Here is an 18,131-nt window from a genome sequence, read left to right as displayed (position 1 = left end):
GCCGTCAGCCGGCCTCACGATAGATGTCGCTCAGCACATAGCCCTTGCCGTGTACCGCCATGAGCGGCAACGGCTCGCCGCATTGGGTAGCCACCTTACGCCGTAGCCGATGGACCAGCGATTCAATTCGATGGGGGTCGTAGTCGTGCACATCATCCGTCACGGCAGCGACCAGTTGCTCGCGCGTGACCAATTGGCCCAGCGCGTTGGACAAACGGCTCATTACCCGCTGCTCGGTCTTGCTCAATGCCACGGAACGCCCGTTGGGCGAAGTCAAACACCAGTCGCCCGCGTCGAAGTTCCAGCGCTGCGCCGCTACTGGAGCAGCACGCCCGCGAAGGCGGCGTGCGAGGCTGCGCAGGTTCGCTGCCAGCAGATCGAGTTGAACCGGCTTCATCAGGTAGGCATCCGCACCGTGGTTCAAGCCTCGCAACTGATGGGCCATTTCCACGTAACCGGTAAGCATGATGATGCCGATATGAGGCAGTAGTGCGCGCACCGCCTGGCCCACACTGAAACCATCCGCATCCGGCAGGCCGAGGTCCAGGACGACGATGTCGGGCACCTCGGTATTCAGCCGGTCATACAATGCTGCGGCCGAGCTCACGCCGCTGACGGAGAAACCGTAATCGGTCAATCCCGGCAGCAGGACTTGTTCGCGCAGATCGACATCGTCCTCGAGCAGGAGAATCCGTAGCCCGTCGCCCGCCGGTAATACCATTACGTCGTTTCTCCAGGCGATACGCCCGCGCGGAAGGGGCGCAGTCTACCTGAGCGGCGTGGTCGTCCCGTAGGAAATAGATTCCATTTCTGGAGCCGGTTGTCCTGAAAGGAATGCCACCTCAGCCCTGAACCAGCAGTCGGGCCTGGATGTAGATCGTTACGCACATGCTTGCGAAAGCCAGCCACGCATACGGCCATAGCAGCGGCATGCCAACGAGTATCAACGAGTCGCTGCCGCCCGGTATCAGAGCCGCACCGATCCCCATCAATCCTCCGCCGATCAGGCAGCGGCCAATCCTGGCAGCGTTAGGCACCCTGGGTCTCAAACCCGCAGTCCAACCACCGAGCCCCGCTCCCACCAGCAGCGCAGCGAACAGCATTGAATCCCGCATCGCATCGACCGTATCGCCGCGCGCCAGCTCGCCAAGCGTCTGTGTGTACGACCAGCCGCCCACCGTCAGAAAGGCCACCAGAAACGCAATGCTACTGACTGTGGTGGCGATATGCGGCGACCATATGTAGCGCAATGGACCAGAACCCGTCCGCCAGATCTGCCATCCATGGGTGACCAGCCGCATGGCCAGCGTCAGGATGAACAGTGCAGCCAGCCAACCGGGCTCTTGGAGAATGATGGTGTTCCCGGCGAGGTGCTCGGGACCCGGCACCCGCGACATGGCGAGGCATCCGGCAAAGAATCCGACCGGCGTCGCCAGATACGCCCATTGGCCCGAGCCGATTCTTGCGATCGTCCCGATGGCGCAGGAACGATTACAGAACGCGCCTATGCCAATCACGACGCCTCCGGTGGCAGAAGCCACACTCGTGACATAGCCACCCGGCGTCGTCGACAGCAGACCCGCCAGTTTCAGGAGCGCAAGCCCTCCACCGACTACGATCGATGCCTCGATCAGCGAAAGCAGGCGTCCCGGCCGGTGCTCGGACACGAGCTCAACGATGGACGCTACGGCGCAGGCTCCGCCGCGTTGGGTCGCGAAGCCAAAAAGTCCGATCGCCACCAATCCAATCAGTAAATTCGCGGTTCCCATCGGGAGAACCCAGGCCGCGCTTCATCGCGTCGACTTCATCTCATCTGGTAGGGATGGAAGATGTGATCCTTCTTTGCCACCTTCACGTGACAGGCATGCCCGCAGTCGGATTTGCTGGCGGCATCCGCCGTCCAGTTATCGGCGGCCGCGTCGTAATTGAACAACGCATAGCCCCATCCGCCACTCTTCGGGAAGCGCTTGCTGTCCTTTTCGATCACGAAAGCCTGGCTGAACACGTCCGGCACGTCCACTGCGAACGGCGCCTCTGTGCTCTTCTTGAACTTCCACTGCAATTTGGCGATCTTCGACCCTTCCGGAAACGGCTTGCCGTTGCCAGGGACGCCAGCCTTGTAGGCCTGGATCATGGTGGGATTGGCGACAATCACCTTGAGCACTTCATCGGTTCGCGCGGACGACACCACGGACCAATCCTCATAACCCTTGAAGTCCGCGAATGCGATACCGCTCGGAGACTTCAGGGTGTACTTGTTTTGCTTGGGGGACGCGTAAAGGCCTGCGCCCACCAGTAGGGCAAGCGCGGCGACAGCGATCGAGAACGTAAGCTTGCGCATCTTGGGCTTCTCGTTTGTGGTGCCAGAAGGAATCTACGCTCGTGGTCGGAGCGGAACTCTCACCCGTTTGGGCGATCCCGGTGAGAGGGCGGGGGTCGGCGCGGAGCGGGATCTACCACGTAACCGCTGCCTCGACGGACGCATACCGGCTGTTGGAGCCACCGACGGCGCGAATCGCATCGTCGATGCGGTAGTCCACGAACTCGGCGGCGAACGAAACGCGCTCACTGAACTGCCAGTCCGCGCGCAACTGCAGATACTTGCCGGTTCGTCGCCCTGCAACGCCGGCCGTTCCATCGAGCGGGACATCGGGCTGCAGGTACACCGCATCCTCCGTGGTGTCTCGCCAGACGACGGCCTCGGCAACGCCCAGGACCAGGTGGTCCGTCGGCGCAATCTGCAGCGACGGTTTGAACTGAATGAGATTGACGTAACCCGTCAACGCGGCCCGCGAGAACGAATAGGAGCCGTTGGGGAAAAGTGGATTGAAAGTTTCCACGCGCCCATCGCCGGCGCGACGATCGCCCGAAGCGGCATCGAGCTGCAACCCGATGCGCGGGTTCCATGGCCGGGCGAATGTGTATCCACCGCGCGCCCCAGCCGCCCAGGCCTGAACATCCGAGGCACCGATGCGCCCCCACTGCCACATGCCTTCCACATCCCAGTCGAGGCCGTGGTCTTCGGCTTCCCGGACCCAACGCACATCGATCGCGTGCCGGCGTTCGCGTCCCTCGACGTCGGCGATCTGCGCATCGTCGTTGCGAACCGAGGCGTAGTACCCGATGAACTTGCCGGCACTATGAGTCTTCCGTTCGACGCGCAATAGATTCAGGCGCGCTTCGGGCCCGCTCTCGTCGTCGAAGGCTTCATCGGCGGAATACTGAACCGGGCGCCCGACGAATGCGTCGACAGTCCAGGCGCCGCGCGCGGCGCGAACCCAAACGGCATCGAAGGCCTGCCGGACATTGGGCGCATCACGTACCGACAGGAATCGCTGCTGGCCGAAGGCGAACTCCTGGCGACCGGCCTGCACCCTGATCGTCCCATCATTCCAAGGACGTGAATATGCGATCCATGCCGTGCGCAGGTCGGTGGGATTGCGGTCCGTCGGGGTCGGCTGCCGTTTGCCGAACGTGCGTACGTCCTCCAGCGCGGCGTGCACGGTCCATCGCTCGGTCAGCGTCACGTCCGCATGCAATTGCAGGCGCTGCAGGAAGGCGCTGTCCGTACCCGTTTGTCCACGCGTGCCGAAGGCCGGAGCGTCGAACACTTCGAACCGCTCGCGCCAATCGACTCCCGCGTCGATCCTGGACTGGGCATGCGCGAGCGGCGACGCGCCCGCGCATGCAGCGAACAACCAGAGGGGGCGCAAGTACTGCCGCGCCCGCCTCGCTCCCGGGAGCGCGCTGGTTTTCACCGGCGACGCTCACCGAACGCATGAGGCTTCACCCTGCCCTCCGCCCCTACCGTAGTCCTGTCCTCGCGCTGGAACGCATGACGCGTCAAGGATGGGACCTGCTCGCCGATGAGGATGCCCAGCAGCCCTACCAGTGCGATCACCGGCGGCGCCGGCGATCGCACATGGAGCAGCGCGTAGACGATGCCAACCAGCAAGCCGGCGCCGAGCGACAACAGGTAGGGCTTCATGGCCGCCTCCTACTACGCGGTTTTCTTCGCGGCTTCCTGCGCGCGGATATAGCTTTCGACGACCGCGGCGTAGTTCGGCGCAACGATGCCGTAGAGCTTAGCGAGATCCGCCGCCTCCGGACGAGCCCAGGTGCGATGCGATTCGCACAGTACCGCGTTGGCGGTCGTCGGGACGATGCCGGCCTGCGCGAAGCGGGCGAGCGTCGTTCGCGAGGCCATCTCGCTGGGATCGCCCGACGCGTCCATCACTGCATACACATCGAACCCGGCGGCCTTGGCATCGAGCGCGGGGAACATTACGCAAACGCTCGTCCACACCCCCGCCATGATCAGGGTCTTGCGTCCGGTCTTGCGAACCGCCTCGACAAAGTCTTCGTTGTCCCATGCGTTCACTTCGCCCTTGCGCGGGACGAATACGGCATGTGGCGCGTTTTCGTGGATCTCTGGCATCAGGGGACCGTTGGGGCCGTTGGGTTCCGATGCGGTAGTGATGACGGGAATGTTCAACAGTGTGGCGAGCTTCGCAAGCATCGTCGTGTTGGCGCGCAACTCCGCGACACCGATGTCCTTGACGGTCTGGAACAGTCCTGACTGGTGGTCCAGAAGCAGGAGCAAGGCGTCTGACACATCGAACAACGCCTGCCCGCCTCCGGACGCAACCACCTTGTGTTTCATCGTCATCGCTCTACTCCTCCGCAATGTGCGGTTTGTCTTGGGTGAGCACAGTCTGCAGCGGTCGTCGCAAGCTCGACATCACTCTTTTGGGGAGGTCAGGCCATACCTTGGTCTGATGGTTCCAGACCAGAAGGCGATTGGCGATGCCGCGCAAGGCGACTAGCTTTTTCGAACCTCCTCTCCCACCCAGGAACCCAGCGATGCAAGCGAAGAACGTGATCTACACGGCGAAAGTCCACACCACCGGCGGCCGCGATGGCGGCATTTCGCTGAGCGAGGACGGGCGCCTGAACATCAGGCACAGCCTCCCGGGCACGGCGGGCACCGGTACGAATCCAGAACAACTGTTCGCCGCAGGCTGGTCCGCCTGCTTCGAAGGCGCCATGGGCCTTGTAGCACAGCGAATGAAAGTCGCGCTCCCGGCCGACTTGGCCATCGATGCGGAAGTGGATCTCTGCCTGAAGGATGAATCGTATTTCCTGCAAGCCCGCCTCCACGTCAGCCTGCCGGGCGTTGATCGTGGTGTCGCCGAAGCACTCATCAACTCGGCGCATCACGCCTGCCCGTATTCGAAGGCGATTCGAGGCAATATCGACGTCGAGATCCACCTGGTCGATTGACGAAGAGCCACGCTTCAGCGGAGCCCGCCATGCCCAGATCCAAGTCCCGTCCCAATCCCCCCAGCGTCGACATCGGCCTGCTGCTCTTGCGTGTAACCGCGGGTGGCTTCCTGCTACCACACGGACTCGGCAAGCTGTTCGGCTGGTTTGGCGGCCCCGGTCTTCCGGGGTTCGCCAACGAACTGCATTCCTTCGGCTTGCCTTCGCTTACGCCGCTGCCACTCCTGCTCGCGGCCGTGCAGACCCTGGCGGGTCTGTGCGTTGCCGCCGGCCTGTTCACGCGCACCTCCGCCGTTGTCGCCAGCGGTTTCCTGGCGACCACCGTTGCGCTAAACCTGTCCCACGGTTGGTTCTGGATGCACGGTGGCATCGAGTATCCGCTGCTGTGGACCCTGTCGATGGTGTCCGTCGCCTTGCTTGGCGCCGGCCGTCATTCGCTGGATGCATTACGGAGAGCCCCATGACCGACTTGATCGTTCGCAACGCCAGGATCACCACGCTGGATCCGGAGCGCCCTGCCGCAACCGGCCTAGCGGTGGCCAACGGGGTCGTGGTCGCCATCGGCGACGAGCAGAAAGTGATGGAGGAAGCGGACGCCACGACGCGTGTGATTGACGTGGGCGGCCGCCGGCTGATCCCAGGCCTCAACGACAGCCACACGCACCTGATCCGCGGTGGTCTGAACTACAACCTGGAACTGCGTTGGGACGGCGTGCGTAGCCTCGCCGACGCGATGGCGATGCTCCGGGCGCAAGTCGCACGTACGCCGGCGCCGCAATGGGTGCGTGTGGTCGGCGGCTTCAGCGAACACCAGTTCGTGGAGAAGCGCCTGCCGACGCTGGCGGAGATCAATGCCATCGCGCCCGACACGCCCGTGTTCCTGCTACACCTCTACGATCGCGCGCTACTCAACGGCGCCGCGTTGCGCGCGGTGGGATACGACGAGAAAACGCCGGATCCCCCGGGGGGTGAAATCCAGCGCGACAAGAACGGGAACCCGACCGGCCTCCTGCTCGCCCGGCCCAACGCCCTGATCCTCTACGCCACGCTCGCGGCCGGGCCGAAGCTGCCGCCGGAATACCAGCTCAATTCGACCCGGCACTTCATGCGCGAGTTGAACCGCCTCGGTGTCACCTCCGTAATCGATGCCGGGGGCGGATTCCAGAACTATCCCCAGGATTACGAAATCATCCACAAGCTGCATGCTGAGGGTGAACTCACCGTTCGCATCGCCTACAACCTGTTCACACAGAACAGGGGCGGCGAACTGGCCGACTTCGATCGCTGGACCGGCCTGCTGCAGCCACGCCAAGGCGACGACATGCTGCGTCACAACGGTGCCGGCGAAATGCTGGTGTATTCCGCGGCCGACTTCGAGGATTTCCGCGAGCCGCGCCCGGAGCTACCGGCCTCGCTGGAACCCGATCTGGAGCGTGTCGTACGACTGCTGGCGCAACGCCGCTGGCCGTTCCGTATTCATGCCACCTACGATGAAAGCATCGGCCGGATCCTCGATGTCTATGAAGCCGTCAACCGCGAGATCCCCTTCGACGGCCTGCATTGGATCGTCGATCATGCGGAGACGATTTCCGACCGCAACATCGACCGGATCCAGGCGCTGGGTGGCGGGATCGCCGTTCAACATCGCATGGCCTACCAAGGCGAGTACTTTGTCGAGCGCTATGGCGCCCAGGCCGCCGAACGAACGCCTCCCGTGCGGCGCATGCTCGATACCGGGGTCCATCTCGGAATGGGCACCGACGCCACGCGTGTGGCCAGCTACAACCCCTGGGTGGCGCTGTACTGGCTGACGACCGGGCGAACACTGGGCGGCTTGCAGATCTACGGCGAAAGCAACCAGCTTGAGCGCGAGGAAGCGCTGCGTCTTTGGACGCACGGCAGCGCGTGGTTCTCGAGCGAAGAAGGCGATAAGGGCCAATTGAAGGTCGGCCGATTCGCCGACTTCAGCGTGTTGTCAGCCGATTACTTCAGCGTGCCGGACGACGGCATCAAGGACATCACCAGCGTGCTGACCGTGGTCGGCGGCAAGGTCGTCCACGGCAGCGGCGGATTCGAGACGCTCGCACCGACGCTGCCGCCACCGATGCCCGACTGGTCCCCCGTGCGCCTGTTCGGGGGTTATCAAGGCGCGACGCTGGCCCAGGCGGCGGCCGCCTTCGCCGGGGCGCACACGCACGCGCCCGGCGAATCGTGTCACGTGCATGGGCACGGGCACGCTGCCCGCCACGAAGCGCCGGTGGGCGATTACGCTGCGTTCTGGGGTGCGCTAGGCTGTTCGTGCTTCGCCTTCTGACAGGAGCCCGCCAATGAAGATCACGGTCCCCGACTTGTTGACCTTCAACGGCGGCTATGTCGATGCAGCCGGCTTCGTCGCCCTGCAGGGATTGTTCACCGCGCATGTCACCGGCAATTTCGTGACCATCGGTGCGAGCCTCGTGCAGGGCAGCTCCGGCATCCTCGCCAAACTGCTTGCGCTACCGGTGTTCTGCCTGGTGGTTCTGCTCGCGCGTTATGCCAGTCAGCGCCTGACGCGGTTGGCCGCCACCGCGCCGCGCTCGTTGTTGGCGATCAAGTTCCTGTTGCTGGTCGTCGCGGCCGCGTTGGCGTGTGGGTGGGGGCCGTTTCTCCCCGGAGACCACGTGCCCTTGGTCGTCACCGGCATGGTGCTGGTCGCGGCAATGGCGATCCAGAATGTGATTCACCGTGTGTACTTCCCCAAGGCACCGCCGACCACGTTGATGACCGGCAGCACGACGCAGGTCATGATCGACCTCGCCGACCTGTGGCGCGGCGGGCTGGCTCCCGATGCACGGGAAGCGATCAAGGGGCGCAGCGCCACCATGGCGAAGAGCGTCGGCATTTTCGCCGTCGGCTGCGCCCTCGCGGCCCTGGCTTACGCGGGGTTCGGAATGCGCGCCTTCGTGGTGCCGCCTGTGATCGCAGCGATCACTTTGCTTCCGCGCTTTCGGACTGCAGGCCGAGGCTAGTCCGGCGGGCGGTCTCAACCGCCACCGAGCGCGGGAAACAACTGTACCTGGTCGTTCGAAACCGATAAGCGAACCATACCTTCGTTCAATGGAATGCCGAGAGGTTGGGAGTCACCGTGTGCGGCGTGGTGATGGCCACCAAGCGTAGTGCATTGGTCGCACAGACTGGTGCCATCTCCCGTTCGATCTCCCCAATAGAGGCATTCATGAAAAAGATTCTTCTTGTACTTGCCGCGGCAGGAATGCTGGCGACCACATCGGCATTCGCCGCCGTGAAAAGCGTTGTTCTCGTCCATGGCGCATTCGTCGACGGCTCGACCTGGAAGTCCGTTGCGGACATCCTGGAGCGCGACGGCTATTCCGTGTATGTCGTGCAGGAGCCATTGACTTCGCTCGATGCCGATGTCGCGGCAACACGGTCGGTGCTGGACCGCGCGGGCCCGTCGGTGCTCGTCGGCCACAGCTGGGGCGGCATGGTCATTTCGGACGCGGGCAACCATCCCTCCGCCCGCAGCCTGGTTTATGTTGCGGCGTTCGAGCCCATGGTCGGCGAAAGCGCTGGGGCGTTGCAGGCCAAGGCGCCGCCTGCCGCACAGAGCGTCGTTCCGGTTGGCGGCGGCTTCTTGCAGGTGAAGCCGGAACTGTTCCATCAGGACGTTGCCCAGGACCTGCCGGAACACGCCGTGCACTTCGCGGCGATTTCACAGGTGCCGATCGCCGCAGCTTCATTCGGTGCTGTCGCCCAGTCGCCCGCCTGGTCGACCAAACCGAGCTACGCCGTCGTTGCCACCGAGGATCGCGAGATCAACCCGGAGCTGGAACGATTCATGAGCCGTCGGGCGGGGTCTGAAACCATCGAGCTCAAGGCGAGCCATGCCGTGTTCATCTCCCACCCGCGGGAAGTTGCGGCGCTGATCGAGAAGGCTGCGCGATCTTCCGACTAGAGGAGTCGCGATCTCTATCCTTGAGGAGCAAACACCATGCATCCGTATCCGACGCCCTAGCATGAGGCCTGAGGTGCCTTGCCGCTCGTCGGCAAGGTAACGCGGAAGTCGGCACCGCCATCCTTGTTGTTCGAGGCTTCTATGTGGCCGTCATGCGCTTCCACGATGGAGCGGCAGATCCGCAATCCCATGCCCATGCCGCCTTCGCGGGTCGAATAGAAACTCTCGAACAAGCGCGGAATGCGGTCGGGTGGAATCCCGGGCCCGGAATCCTGGACGCGCACGAACACGCTCTTGGCGTCCGCAGGCCCGGTGACTATCCGCAAGCGACGACGGTCGGCAGGGACGCTGACCATCGCCTGCATCGCATTCACGCTCAAATTGAGGATCACCTGCTGCATCTCGATGCGATCGGCGTTGATGTGCTCCAGGTGCGGGGCAAGATCGAGCGAAAGTGCCACGTCGTGCGCATGTAACTCGTGCTGCAGGAAGGTCGCGACTTCCTCGACAACGCTGTTGATCGCAATCGGCTCGGCCTGCGTGGTCCGGCGCATCGCCATGCAGCGCACCCGATCCACGACGTCGGCCGCGCGGTGCGCGTCGGCGACGACCCGCGTCATCAGCGCACGCAGCTCGTCGACATTGAGATCCGGACGCGCCAGCCAGCGCAGCGCCGCTTCGCTACTCGTCGTGATTGCCGCCAGTGGCTGGTTGATCTCGTGGGCGATGGATGCCGTGAGTTCGCCGAGTACGGAGACGCGCGTCGCGTGCGCAAGGTCTGAGCGCATGGATTCGAGTGCGCTGCGCGCCGCCACCTGTTCCGTAATGTCGATCAGTCCGACGAGCACGATTCCTTTCGTGCGCATCTCCGGCGTGGCGATGATAAGCATCAGCACGTCGACCTCGTTTCCGTCCAGGGTGAGCATCCGTGCTTCCCCCTGAAATCCGGCTTCGCCCCGGAAACCTGCCGCGAAACTGTCGCGTATCGCCTGATCGCTGCCGCCCGCCCAGAAACGCGAGATCGGACCGAGCACCTCCGCTTCGCATCCGGCGCGATGCAACTGTACGGCGGCCTCATTCGCTTCCACGATAGGCATGACCTCCATCGCAGCACGCACGAACCCGGGATGCTCGGCGAAGTAGGCATCGATGTCGACTACACCCTCCTCCCGAAGGCGTGCGAACTTCTCCCACAGCCGCGTCGAGTCGACTCGCAAGAATGGCACCGCCATGCCGTAGAACATGTTGCGGTACATGAATTCGGCGTGCTCGAACGCCGCGCGCGCGCGGTTGCGCTCAGTGATGTCCGCGATGGCGACCGTGACGAAACCGCTATTCGTATTCTCCGGGTCGAAATGCACCGCGAGCTCCGCGTCGAACTCGACGCCCTGCACGGTGCGCATCACGGTTTCGCGCAGGAAGCTGGGATCGTCGTCCACGGCGGCCACGACGCTTTCAGCAAACACGGCGATCGATGCGTCCGGCCAGTACGGTTCGAGGGAGCCGAGAAGATCCTGTCTGCGACCAGGGCTGAACAGATCGACCGCATGCTCGTTGGCGGCGACGATTCGCGCGGCGTGCATCATCTCGCGGACCAGATGCGGATGCTCAAGCAGATGTGTCTTCAGATCCACGACACCGGACGCGCGAAGCGATCGCACCATGGCGCCGACGTCGCTGAAATCGATCTCGACGAACGCCACCCCGGGATTCTCGAACACATTCCAATAGCGGCGATCCGGGCCGGCCCGCCACGGCGTCACTTCGATTTTCGAATCGATGGACATGGCCCGGAAGTTGCCTGCGCAGCGATGGGGGTGAGTCAACCATACAAAGGTATGGGTGGCGCGTCCGTTCGTCCGATGGCGCCGGATGTCGCGTGCAGACCATGCTGTGCGCGTCGCTGCTGCTACGGAGCTACGGAGCTACGGAGCCATGAACGTACAGTCCAAGTTGATCGTCGTCGATCTCGATGCGCTGGAGGAGATACGGCTCAGCCGGGTTCCACCAGAGGAATATCTGGCAGAGCTCATACGCTTCCCGCCCAGGCCCGCGGTCCGTCCTGACTTTGGGGCTGGTCCGCCGCTGCTGCTAGTGCGAAAGCCTCGACTGCATTGACGCCATGGGCCAGCCCTTCCATCGCAGCACCGGCGCTTCCCGCCGCATTGCCATCGATTCCCGCCAGGCGGAAGATATTGCCTACCGGCATCGCACAGCGCCGGATGGGCACGGGATGGACGCGTTGGTCCACATCATCGACGACGATGAGTCGGTCAGGCACGCGCTCGACAGCCTATTCCGCTCTGTCGACCTGCAAACCCGGCTGTACCGGTCGCCGCAGGAATTCCTCGAAGCGCCACGACCGGACTGTCCGTCGTGCCTGGTGCTCGACATCCGATTGCAGGGCAGCATCTCCGGGCTCGACTTCCAGGAGCGGCTGGCGCGGCAGGATATCCATATTCCCGTCGTGCTCATCACGGGGCACGGCGACATTCCGATGTCCGTACGCGGGATGAAAGCCGGGGCGATCGACTTTTTGACCAAGCCCTTCCGCGACCAGGACATCCTGGACGCGGTCGGCGTCGCCATTGAGAAGGATCGCGCGCGCCGGGAGGAATCGCGGGAAGCGGACGACATTCGCAAACGCTTTGCCACGCTGACGCAGCGCGAGCGCCAGGTCATGGCGCTGGTCACCGCCGGCAAGATGAACAAGCAGGTAGCTGGCGCGCTCAACCTCAGCGAGATCACGGTGAAGATCCATCGCGGCCAGGCCATGCGCAAGATGGGAGCGCGCACGCTCGCGGACCTGGTGCGCATGGCGAGCGATCTGCATCTCACCCCCTCTTCCGTGTCACCCGATCACCCATTTGTATAATTTCTTTCGCCGGTGCGAGGCGTCACGCTTCGCACCATGCGCACCGCGCCGAAAATCCGAATAGGCATCGTCGATGACGATGCATCCGTCCGCTCCGCGACGGCAAGTCTGCTTCGCGCAGCGGGATACGCGGCCACCGGATTCGAGTCGGCCGATGCATTCCTTGATGCCGGTGATCCGCATCGATTCGCCTGTGTCGTAGCCGACATCCAGATGCCGGGGATGGACGGTATCGCGCTGGCTGAGCGGCTCGGCCGCGAAGAACCGCCGGTGCCGGTGATCCTAATGACCGCGAAGACGCAGCACGATCTGCTGGAGCACGCCGCTGCGAGTCGCGCGGCGTTCGTGCTGCACAAACCTTTCCCCGCAGAGCGACTGCTCGAGTGTTTGCAACGCGTAGCGGGCTGACGTCCAACAATCAGCGAGGTTCCGATGAACGCCATCTTTCGACAAAACCGCCACTCCTCAGTCCGCGCGGGCGCAGTCGCTCTCCTTCTTCTCGCCGCCGGAGCCACTCAGGCTGGCGAGTTGGCCGACCTCATCGTCTACAACGCCAAGGTTACGACGCAGTCGGCGGATCGGAACGTTTCCGCCGTTGCCGTCAAAGGCGAAAAAATCCTCGACGTCGGCGCGGATAAAAAGATCCTCGCGCTTCGTGGGCCGCACACGCAGGTCGTCGACGCTCACGGGCGTCGGCTGATCCCCGGGCTGAACGACTCGCACCTGCACCCCACGCGCGAGGCCCGCTACTACGCCTCCGAGTTGCGCTGGGACGGCGTGCCGACGCTGAAACAGGCGCTGGAGATGGTTCGCAAGGCCGCGGCGGCCACGCCGGAAGGCAAATGGGTGCGGGTAGTCGGGGGCTGGTCGCCTTACCAGTTCGCCGAGAAGCGCATGCCCACGCCGGAGGAGCTGACCGAGGCGGCGCCGAATACGCCGGTGTTCGTGCTGCATCTGTACAGCTCGGGCCTATACAACAAAAAGGGTCTGCAGGTGGCCGGCATCACCTCCACGAGCCAGCCGCCCGAAGGCGGCACGATCGAGAAGGACGCCAATGGCGAGCCTACGGGTCGCATCCTGGCCACGCCGCGCCCGACGATCCTGTACCAGGCCGTGGGGCGTCTGGGCGAACTCGCGCCGGAAGAGCAAGCCTCGTCCGCTCGCCACTTCTACCGTGAACTCAACCGCTTCGGCCTGACCTCCGCCATCGACGCGGGCGGCGGCGGCCACCAGTACCCGGACAACTATGGCGCGACCTTCGACCTGGCGCGCGCGGAAGGACTGCCCCTGCACGTGTCCTTCTATCTGTTCGCGCAGAAGCCAGGGCAGGAACTCAAGGACTACGAGAACTGGGTAGCGAAAGAGCGCCCTGGCACGAACTTCGACGAACACCACGAAGATGGATTCGTACTCGAAGGCGCGGGCGAGAACCTGGTCTGGTCCGCGGGTGACTTCGAGAACTTCCGCGCCGAGCGCCCTGACCTGGATGCGAATCCGAAGTGGCGCGAGGAGCTCACGGCCGTCGTGCGCACGCTCGTGCGCAAGCGCTGGCCGATCCGTATCCACGCCACCTACGACGAAACGATCGATCGCATCCTCTCCGTGTTCGAGGCGGTCGACCGTGAGGAAAAGGCGGCGGGTCGCGCGGGGTTCACCGACCTGCGCTGGGCAATCGACCACGTTGAGACCATCCAGCCCGCGCAGATCGCACGCATCAAGGCGCTTGGCGGCGGGGTGATGGTCCAGGACCGCATGGCCTTCGCCGGCGAGGACTTCATCGCGCGCTATGGCGCGGAGGCGGCATCGCATGCGCCGCCGATCCCTGCTCTGCTCGCCGCCGGCATTCCGGTCGGCGCAGGTACGGACGGCACGCGCGTGTCGAGTTACAACCCCTGGCCTTCGCTCTACTGGATGGTATCTGGCAAGAGCGTCGGCGGAACGCAACTGCTGGCGAAGGAAAACCGCCTGGATCGCGCGAAGGCACTGGAGCTCTACACCGTCGGCAGCGCGTGGTTCAGCGGCGAGGAGAACGTCAAGGGTCGTCTCGCACCCGGACAGTACGCGGACATGGCGTTGCTGAGCGACGACTACTTCGCCGTGCCGGAAGCACGCATTCCCCGCATCGAATCCGTGCTCACCGTCACCGCGGGCCAGCTCGTCTACGCCGCGGGCCCTTATCGCAATCTCGTGCCTCCGCTCGCCCCGATCCTCCCGGCGTGGTCGCCGGTGCGCACCTTCGGCGGTTACTACAACGGGGAGAAAAAATGATGGCGAACAACAACGACATCGATGCTTCCCGCCGTCGCCTGCTCATCAGCGTGGCAACCGGCGCCCCCGCGATGGCGCTGGGATCCTTGGTCGGCGCGCAATGGGCGTCCGCGAGGGTTCGCTCATCGGGCGTTCCCGTGCGCCGCGGCATAGGCGCGCTCTCTCCCGACGATCCGTACGTGCGGCTGTTCAAGGACGGCGTCGCGATTCTCCGCAAGCGCAGCGCGCGCGATCCGCTCGACCCCACCGGCTGGGAGGCGATGGCGATCCAACACGCCCTCTACTGCTCTTCGGTGACACCTACCCTGCAGGTGCACTGGGGCTGGGACTTCCTGAGCTGGCATCGCGCCTTCAGTTGGTCGCTCGAACGCGTTCTCCGTGACGCCGTGAAGGAGCCGCAATTCGCATTGCCGTACTGGGATTCGACGCGGCATCGCCGCATCCCCGCCGCCTACTGGGGCAAGGAGAATCCGCTGTATGACGCGACGCGCGAAATGGGCCCGGAGGACGTCATCCCCGACGACTTCCTCGATGTGTCCGGCGCATTGTCGCTGGACTCGTTCTTCGCGTTCGGCGGCTATCCCTACGACAACGCCAGCGGCGACATGATCGAGGGCAACCTCGAACAAAGCTTCCACAACAATATCCACAACTGGATCGGCGGCAACATGGGCATGTTCGCCACCGCCGGCTTCGATACGCTGTTCACCGCGCACCACAACAACGTCGACCGCATCTGGGAGATGTGGCGCAGAGCCCACGGGGTCGCCGCCGAACCTCAGGACGATGCCTGGCGCGAGCGGCGCTACAGCATCGTCGACGAAAAAGGCCGGCGCGAGACGGTCGCCGTCAAGGATCTGCTCGACACGCAGAAGCTTGGCTATGTCTACGAGGACATGACGGTTCAACCGCGGCAGCTTCCGGACCCCGTCCTCGCCGATGGCGTTGGGGTAACGCTCGCGTTATCGGGATCGTTCGACGACGACGCACGCGAGCCGCGCATCCTCCGGTTCGAGCGCTCGAACGTGCCGATCCACCCGTTCTGCTGCCGTGTTTTCCTGCGCGACCGCGAGCATCCACAGGACGCGGCCTACGTCGGCACCTTCACGATCCTGCCGGTCCAGCGCGGCGGTGCGAAGGGGCTGGACCGCAATGTGGTGATGCAGATTGCATTGCCCGAAGCCGTTCGCAGGAAGTTCGGCCGCGCTGCCAATCCGGAGGCCGTGCTGGTGGGCGTGCCGCTCAAGGGGCGCGCCATTCCGGAGACCCCGATCCCCCTTGGCAACGCGACCCTGGCTAGCGCGGTGATCTAGACCGCTTCGCTCATCACCCGAGAAGTTCCATGAACACACGTCATCCCATCGCCATCCTCGGCGGCCAGCGCATTCCGTTTGCCCGCCAGAACACGGCCTATGTGCAGACATCCAACCTCGACATGCTGACGGCCACGATCAACGCCGTGGCGAACCGCTTCGATCTGCATGGCAAGCGCCTGGGCGAAGTCGCCGCCGGCGCCGTCCTCAAGCACACCCGCGACTTCAATCTGACGCGCGAGGCCGTGCTGGCGAGTCAGTTGGCACACCAGACGCCTGCTTATGACGTACAGCAAGCCTGCGCGACCTCGCTCGAGACTGCGATCCTGGTGGGCAACAAGATCGGCATGGGTCAAATCGAAGTCAGCATTGCGGCCGGTGTCGACTCGTCTTCCGATGCGCCGGTGGCGCTGAGCGAGAGCTACCGCCAGTTGATCCTCGCTCTCAACCGGACGAAGACGTTAAGTGAACGCCTGCGGATACTCACCGGTTTCCGCCTGTCGATGCTGCGCCCATCCGTCCCCAACGTGAACGAGCGACGCACCGGCCTGTCGATGGGCGAGCATTGCGAGCAGATGGTCAAGCACTGGGGCATCACCCGGGAAGCGCAGGACGAACTGGCCCTGGCCAGCCATCGCAATGGCATCGCGGCCTACGAAGAAGGTTTCTACGACGACCTCGTGGTTCCGTTTCTGGGTTTGAAGCGCGACAACAACCTGCGCGTCGACACCTCCATGGAAAAACTCGCAAAGCTCAAGCCGGCTTACGACAAGACCAGCGGCAAGGGAACGCTTACCGCCGGCAATTCCACTCCGCTTACGGACGGGGCCGCCGCGGTTCTACTGTCTTCGGCCGAATGGGCCGACCGGCACGGCATCCGCCCGCAGGCATGGCTGGTCGACGCGGAGACCGCCGCGGTCGAATACGCCGGCGCACATGCGGAAGGACTGCTGATGGCACCGGCACACGCGGTCCCGCGCCTGCTCAAGCGCAACGGACTGAGCCTGCAGGATTTCGACTACTACGAAATCCATGAGGCGTTCTCAGGCCAGGTACTGTGCACGCTGAAGGCTTGGGAAGATCCCGAATATTGCCGCGAACGCCTTGGGCTCCCTCACGCACTCGGGCGCATCGACCGGGCCAAGCTCAATGTGCGGGGCGGTTCCGTAGGACTTGGCCACCCGTTTGCGGCAACTGGGGCTCGAATCCTGGGTAGCGTGGCCAAACAGCTAATGCTGCACCGCAGGCAAACCGGTAAGCCGGCACGTGCGCTGGTTTCAATTTGTGCCGCTGGTGGCTTGGGCGCCACCGCCATCGTGGAGGCGTGACAACTGCTCCAGGAGAAAGTCGACGAATGCCCGCACTTTCGGCGATTGCACGCGGCCGCGCGGAAAGACGACGTTCAAGTCGAACTGCGGTCCACTCCATGCGGACATCACGCGTCGCAGCGTTCCGCTCGCCGCGTAGCGACGCGCCATGAGGTCGCCGGCAAGCATGAGGCCCTCATCGGCGAGCATGGCGACGCGCAAACTCGACGGGTCGTTCGCGACGAACACAGGGTCGATGGGAAACTCCGCCGCGCGCGATCCGTCCTGTAGTGGCCAGACGTAACCATTGTTCCTACGGTAGTGTCTGGCAACCGCAAGCGTACGGTGCCGGATCAACTCGTCGGGATGCGACGGCTCCCCGAAGCGATCAACGTACGCTTGTGTCGCATATACGTGGGTATGCAGAACAGCCAAGCGCCTTGCCGCAAGCGTGGAATCAGGCAACGGACCCGCGCGCAGCGCGACGTCGATTTCCTTGTCGATCAAGTCGAGCGGATCGCTGTTGAAGGCATCGAGGACCAACTCGATGCGCATCTCGGGATGCCGTCTGCTTAACTCCGGAATGAGAGGCGCGATCCATTCGTTGCCGATCTCGTAGGGCGCGGTCACGCGCAGCCAGCCACGCGGGCCGCCTTGCAATTGCCCGACCGCGCCTTCGGCCTCGTCGAGGTCGCGCGCAATGCGTTGGCACAGTTCGAAATAGACCTTCCCCGCTTCAGTCAAACCGAGCCTGCGAGTCGTACGGTGCAGCAACTGCGCACCCAGGCGCTCTTCGAGCTCCTGCACCTTCCGGCTGACGTTCGTTTTTGGAAGCCCAAGCGAACGCGCTGCAGAGGTAAAGCTGCCGTGCTCGACCACCCGGACGAACATGAGGGTGTCGTTGAGGTCTCGCGCCATGTACGACTCCGATGGACTAGCAGAAGCCGAGCTCTGCTTGGGTCGGGCACAGTTATTCCCCGACTGTCCGGCTAATCAAGGACAATCTCTAAAAGGCGCCCAGGCGCCGCTTGCTCACCCGGCTGGGTGATTCCTCGCCCACCCTTCACGCGCGTCTTCTCCATAGCGGAGGCTGTCATGAAATCCGTTGCTCGCTACGCGAATATTGTCCGTCG

Annotated in this window: 18 protein-coding genes; 10 read left to right on the top strand and 8 right to left on the bottom strand. The window is 63.9% G+C overall.

The features are described 5' to 3' along the window. Nucleotides 1-4: 4 nt before the first annotated feature. The 6 genes from ACYVJ8_RS04560 to ACYVJ8_RS04535 form a co-directional block, all read right to left on the bottom strand. Nucleotides 5-721 (bottom strand): response regulator transcription factor, encoded by a 717-nt coding sequence (locus ACYVJ8_RS04560; protein WP_460709737.1) that lies wholly within the window; start codon nt 719-721, stop codon nt 5-7. A 121-nt stretch (nt 722-842) separates the two neighbouring features. Continuing rightward, nucleotides 843-1,769, bottom strand: a complete 927-nt coding sequence (locus ACYVJ8_RS04555) for a YeeE/YedE thiosulfate transporter family protein (RefSeq protein WP_460709735.1) — start codon at nt 1,767-1,769, stop codon at nt 843-845. A 35-nt stretch (nt 1,770-1,804) separates the two neighbouring features. Then, complete coding sequence (locus ACYVJ8_RS04550) at nt 1,805-2,341, bottom strand: cytochrome P460 family protein (protein WP_460709733.1); 537 nt, start codon at nt 2,339-2,341, stop codon at nt 1,805-1,807. Between the two features lie 112 nt (nt 2,342-2,453). After that, a complete protein-coding gene (locus ACYVJ8_RS04545) occupies nt 2,454-3,758 on the bottom strand; it encodes an alginate export family protein (protein ID WP_460709731.1) in 1,305 nt (434 codons plus the stop codon). Continuing rightward, nucleotides 3,755-3,988 (bottom strand): XapX domain-containing protein, encoded by a 234-nt coding sequence (locus ACYVJ8_RS04540; RefSeq protein ID WP_460709729.1) that lies wholly within the window; start codon nt 3,986-3,988, stop codon nt 3,755-3,757. The genes ACYVJ8_RS04545 and ACYVJ8_RS04540 overlap by 4 nt, the downstream gene beginning before the upstream one ends. Before the next feature lie 12 nt (nt 3,989-4,000). Continuing rightward, nucleotides 4,001-4,669, bottom strand: coding sequence for an isochorismatase family protein (locus tag ACYVJ8_RS04535; protein ID WP_460709727.1), 669 nt, complete (start codon nt 4,667-4,669; stop codon nt 4,001-4,003). 194 nt (nt 4,670-4,863) lie between these two features. On the opposite strand from ACYVJ8_RS04535, the gene ACYVJ8_RS04530 reads away from it, so the two are divergent. From ACYVJ8_RS04530 to ACYVJ8_RS04510, 5 genes are all read left to right on the top strand, one after another. After that, the gene (locus tag ACYVJ8_RS04530) at nt 4,864-5,283 is read left to right on the top strand and encodes an organic hydroperoxide resistance protein (protein ID WP_460709725.1); all 420 of its coding nucleotides are present in this window, start codon (nt 4,864-4,866) and stop codon (nt 5,281-5,283) included. Nucleotides 5,284-5,312: 29 nt separating this feature from the next. Further along, nucleotides 5,313-5,747 (top strand): DoxX family protein, encoded by a 435-nt coding sequence (locus ACYVJ8_RS04525; RefSeq protein ID WP_460709723.1) that lies wholly within the window; start codon nt 5,313-5,315, stop codon nt 5,745-5,747. Beyond that, complete coding sequence (locus tag ACYVJ8_RS04520; RefSeq protein WP_460709721.1) at nt 5,744-7,597, top strand: amidohydrolase; 1,854 nt, start codon at nt 5,744-5,746, stop codon at nt 7,595-7,597. Before ACYVJ8_RS04525 ends, ACYVJ8_RS04520 begins: the two co-directional genes overlap by 4 nt. 13 nt (nt 7,598-7,610) lie before the next feature. After that, on the top strand, nt 7,611-8,291 hold the full coding sequence (locus tag ACYVJ8_RS04515; RefSeq protein ID WP_460709719.1) for a YoaK family protein: 681 nt from the start codon (nt 7,611-7,613) through the stop codon (nt 8,289-8,291). A gap of 206 nt (nt 8,292-8,497) precedes the next feature. Further along, entirely contained in the window at nt 8,498-9,235 is a 738-nt protein-coding gene (locus tag ACYVJ8_RS04510; RefSeq protein WP_460709717.1) for an alpha/beta fold hydrolase, read from the top strand. Nucleotides 9,236-9,291: 56 nt separating this feature from the next. Here ACYVJ8_RS04510 and ACYVJ8_RS04505 read toward each other — a convergent pair whose 3' ends face one another. Then, nucleotides 9,292-11,022, bottom strand: coding sequence for a PAS domain-containing sensor histidine kinase (locus tag ACYVJ8_RS04505; RefSeq protein WP_460709715.1), 1,731 nt, complete (start codon nt 11,020-11,022; stop codon nt 9,292-9,294). 446 nt (nt 11,023-11,468) lie between these two features. On the opposite strand from ACYVJ8_RS04505, the gene ACYVJ8_RS04500 reads away from it, so the two are divergent. The 5 genes from ACYVJ8_RS04500 to ACYVJ8_RS04480 all read left to right on the top strand — a co-directional run bounded on the left by ACYVJ8_RS04500 (nt 11,469) and on the right by ACYVJ8_RS04480 (nt 17,019). Then, nucleotides 11,469-12,110 carry a response regulator transcription factor gene (locus ACYVJ8_RS04500; RefSeq protein ID WP_460711033.1) on the top strand — a complete coding sequence of 214 codons (642 nt, stop codon included), beginning with the start codon at nt 11,469-11,471 and terminating at the stop codon, nt 12,108-12,110. A 36-nt stretch (nt 12,111-12,146) separates the two neighbouring features. Next, nucleotides 12,147-12,518, top strand: coding sequence for a response regulator transcription factor (locus ACYVJ8_RS04495; RefSeq protein ID WP_460709713.1), 372 nt, complete (start codon nt 12,147-12,149; stop codon nt 12,516-12,518). Between the two features lie 120 nt (nt 12,519-12,638). Continuing rightward, entirely contained in the window at nt 12,639-14,378 is a 1,740-nt protein-coding gene (locus ACYVJ8_RS04490) for an amidohydrolase (protein ID WP_460709711.1), read from the top strand. Then, complete coding sequence (locus ACYVJ8_RS04485; RefSeq protein WP_460709709.1) at nt 14,378-15,691, top strand: tyrosinase family protein; 1,314 nt, start codon at nt 14,378-14,380, stop codon at nt 15,689-15,691. Before ACYVJ8_RS04490 ends, ACYVJ8_RS04485 begins: the two co-directional genes overlap by 1 nt. Nucleotides 15,692-15,720: 29 nt before the next feature. Then, complete coding sequence (locus tag ACYVJ8_RS04480; RefSeq protein WP_460709707.1) at nt 15,721-17,019, top strand: acetyl-CoA C-acetyltransferase; 1,299 nt, start codon at nt 15,721-15,723, stop codon at nt 17,017-17,019. On the opposite strand, the gene ACYVJ8_RS04475 is transcribed toward ACYVJ8_RS04480, so the two are convergent. Then, entirely contained in the window at nt 16,969-17,916 is a 948-nt protein-coding gene (locus tag ACYVJ8_RS04475) for a LysR family transcriptional regulator (RefSeq protein ID WP_460709705.1), read from the bottom strand. The two genes, ACYVJ8_RS04480 and ACYVJ8_RS04475, sit on opposite strands and share 51 nt — an antisense overlap. Between the last annotated feature and the right edge of the window lie 215 nt (nt 17,917-18,131).

The sequence above is a fragment of the Lysobacter terrae genome, assembly GCF_054782215.1.
This window is presented reverse-complemented; position numbering and strand designations above follow the sequence as displayed.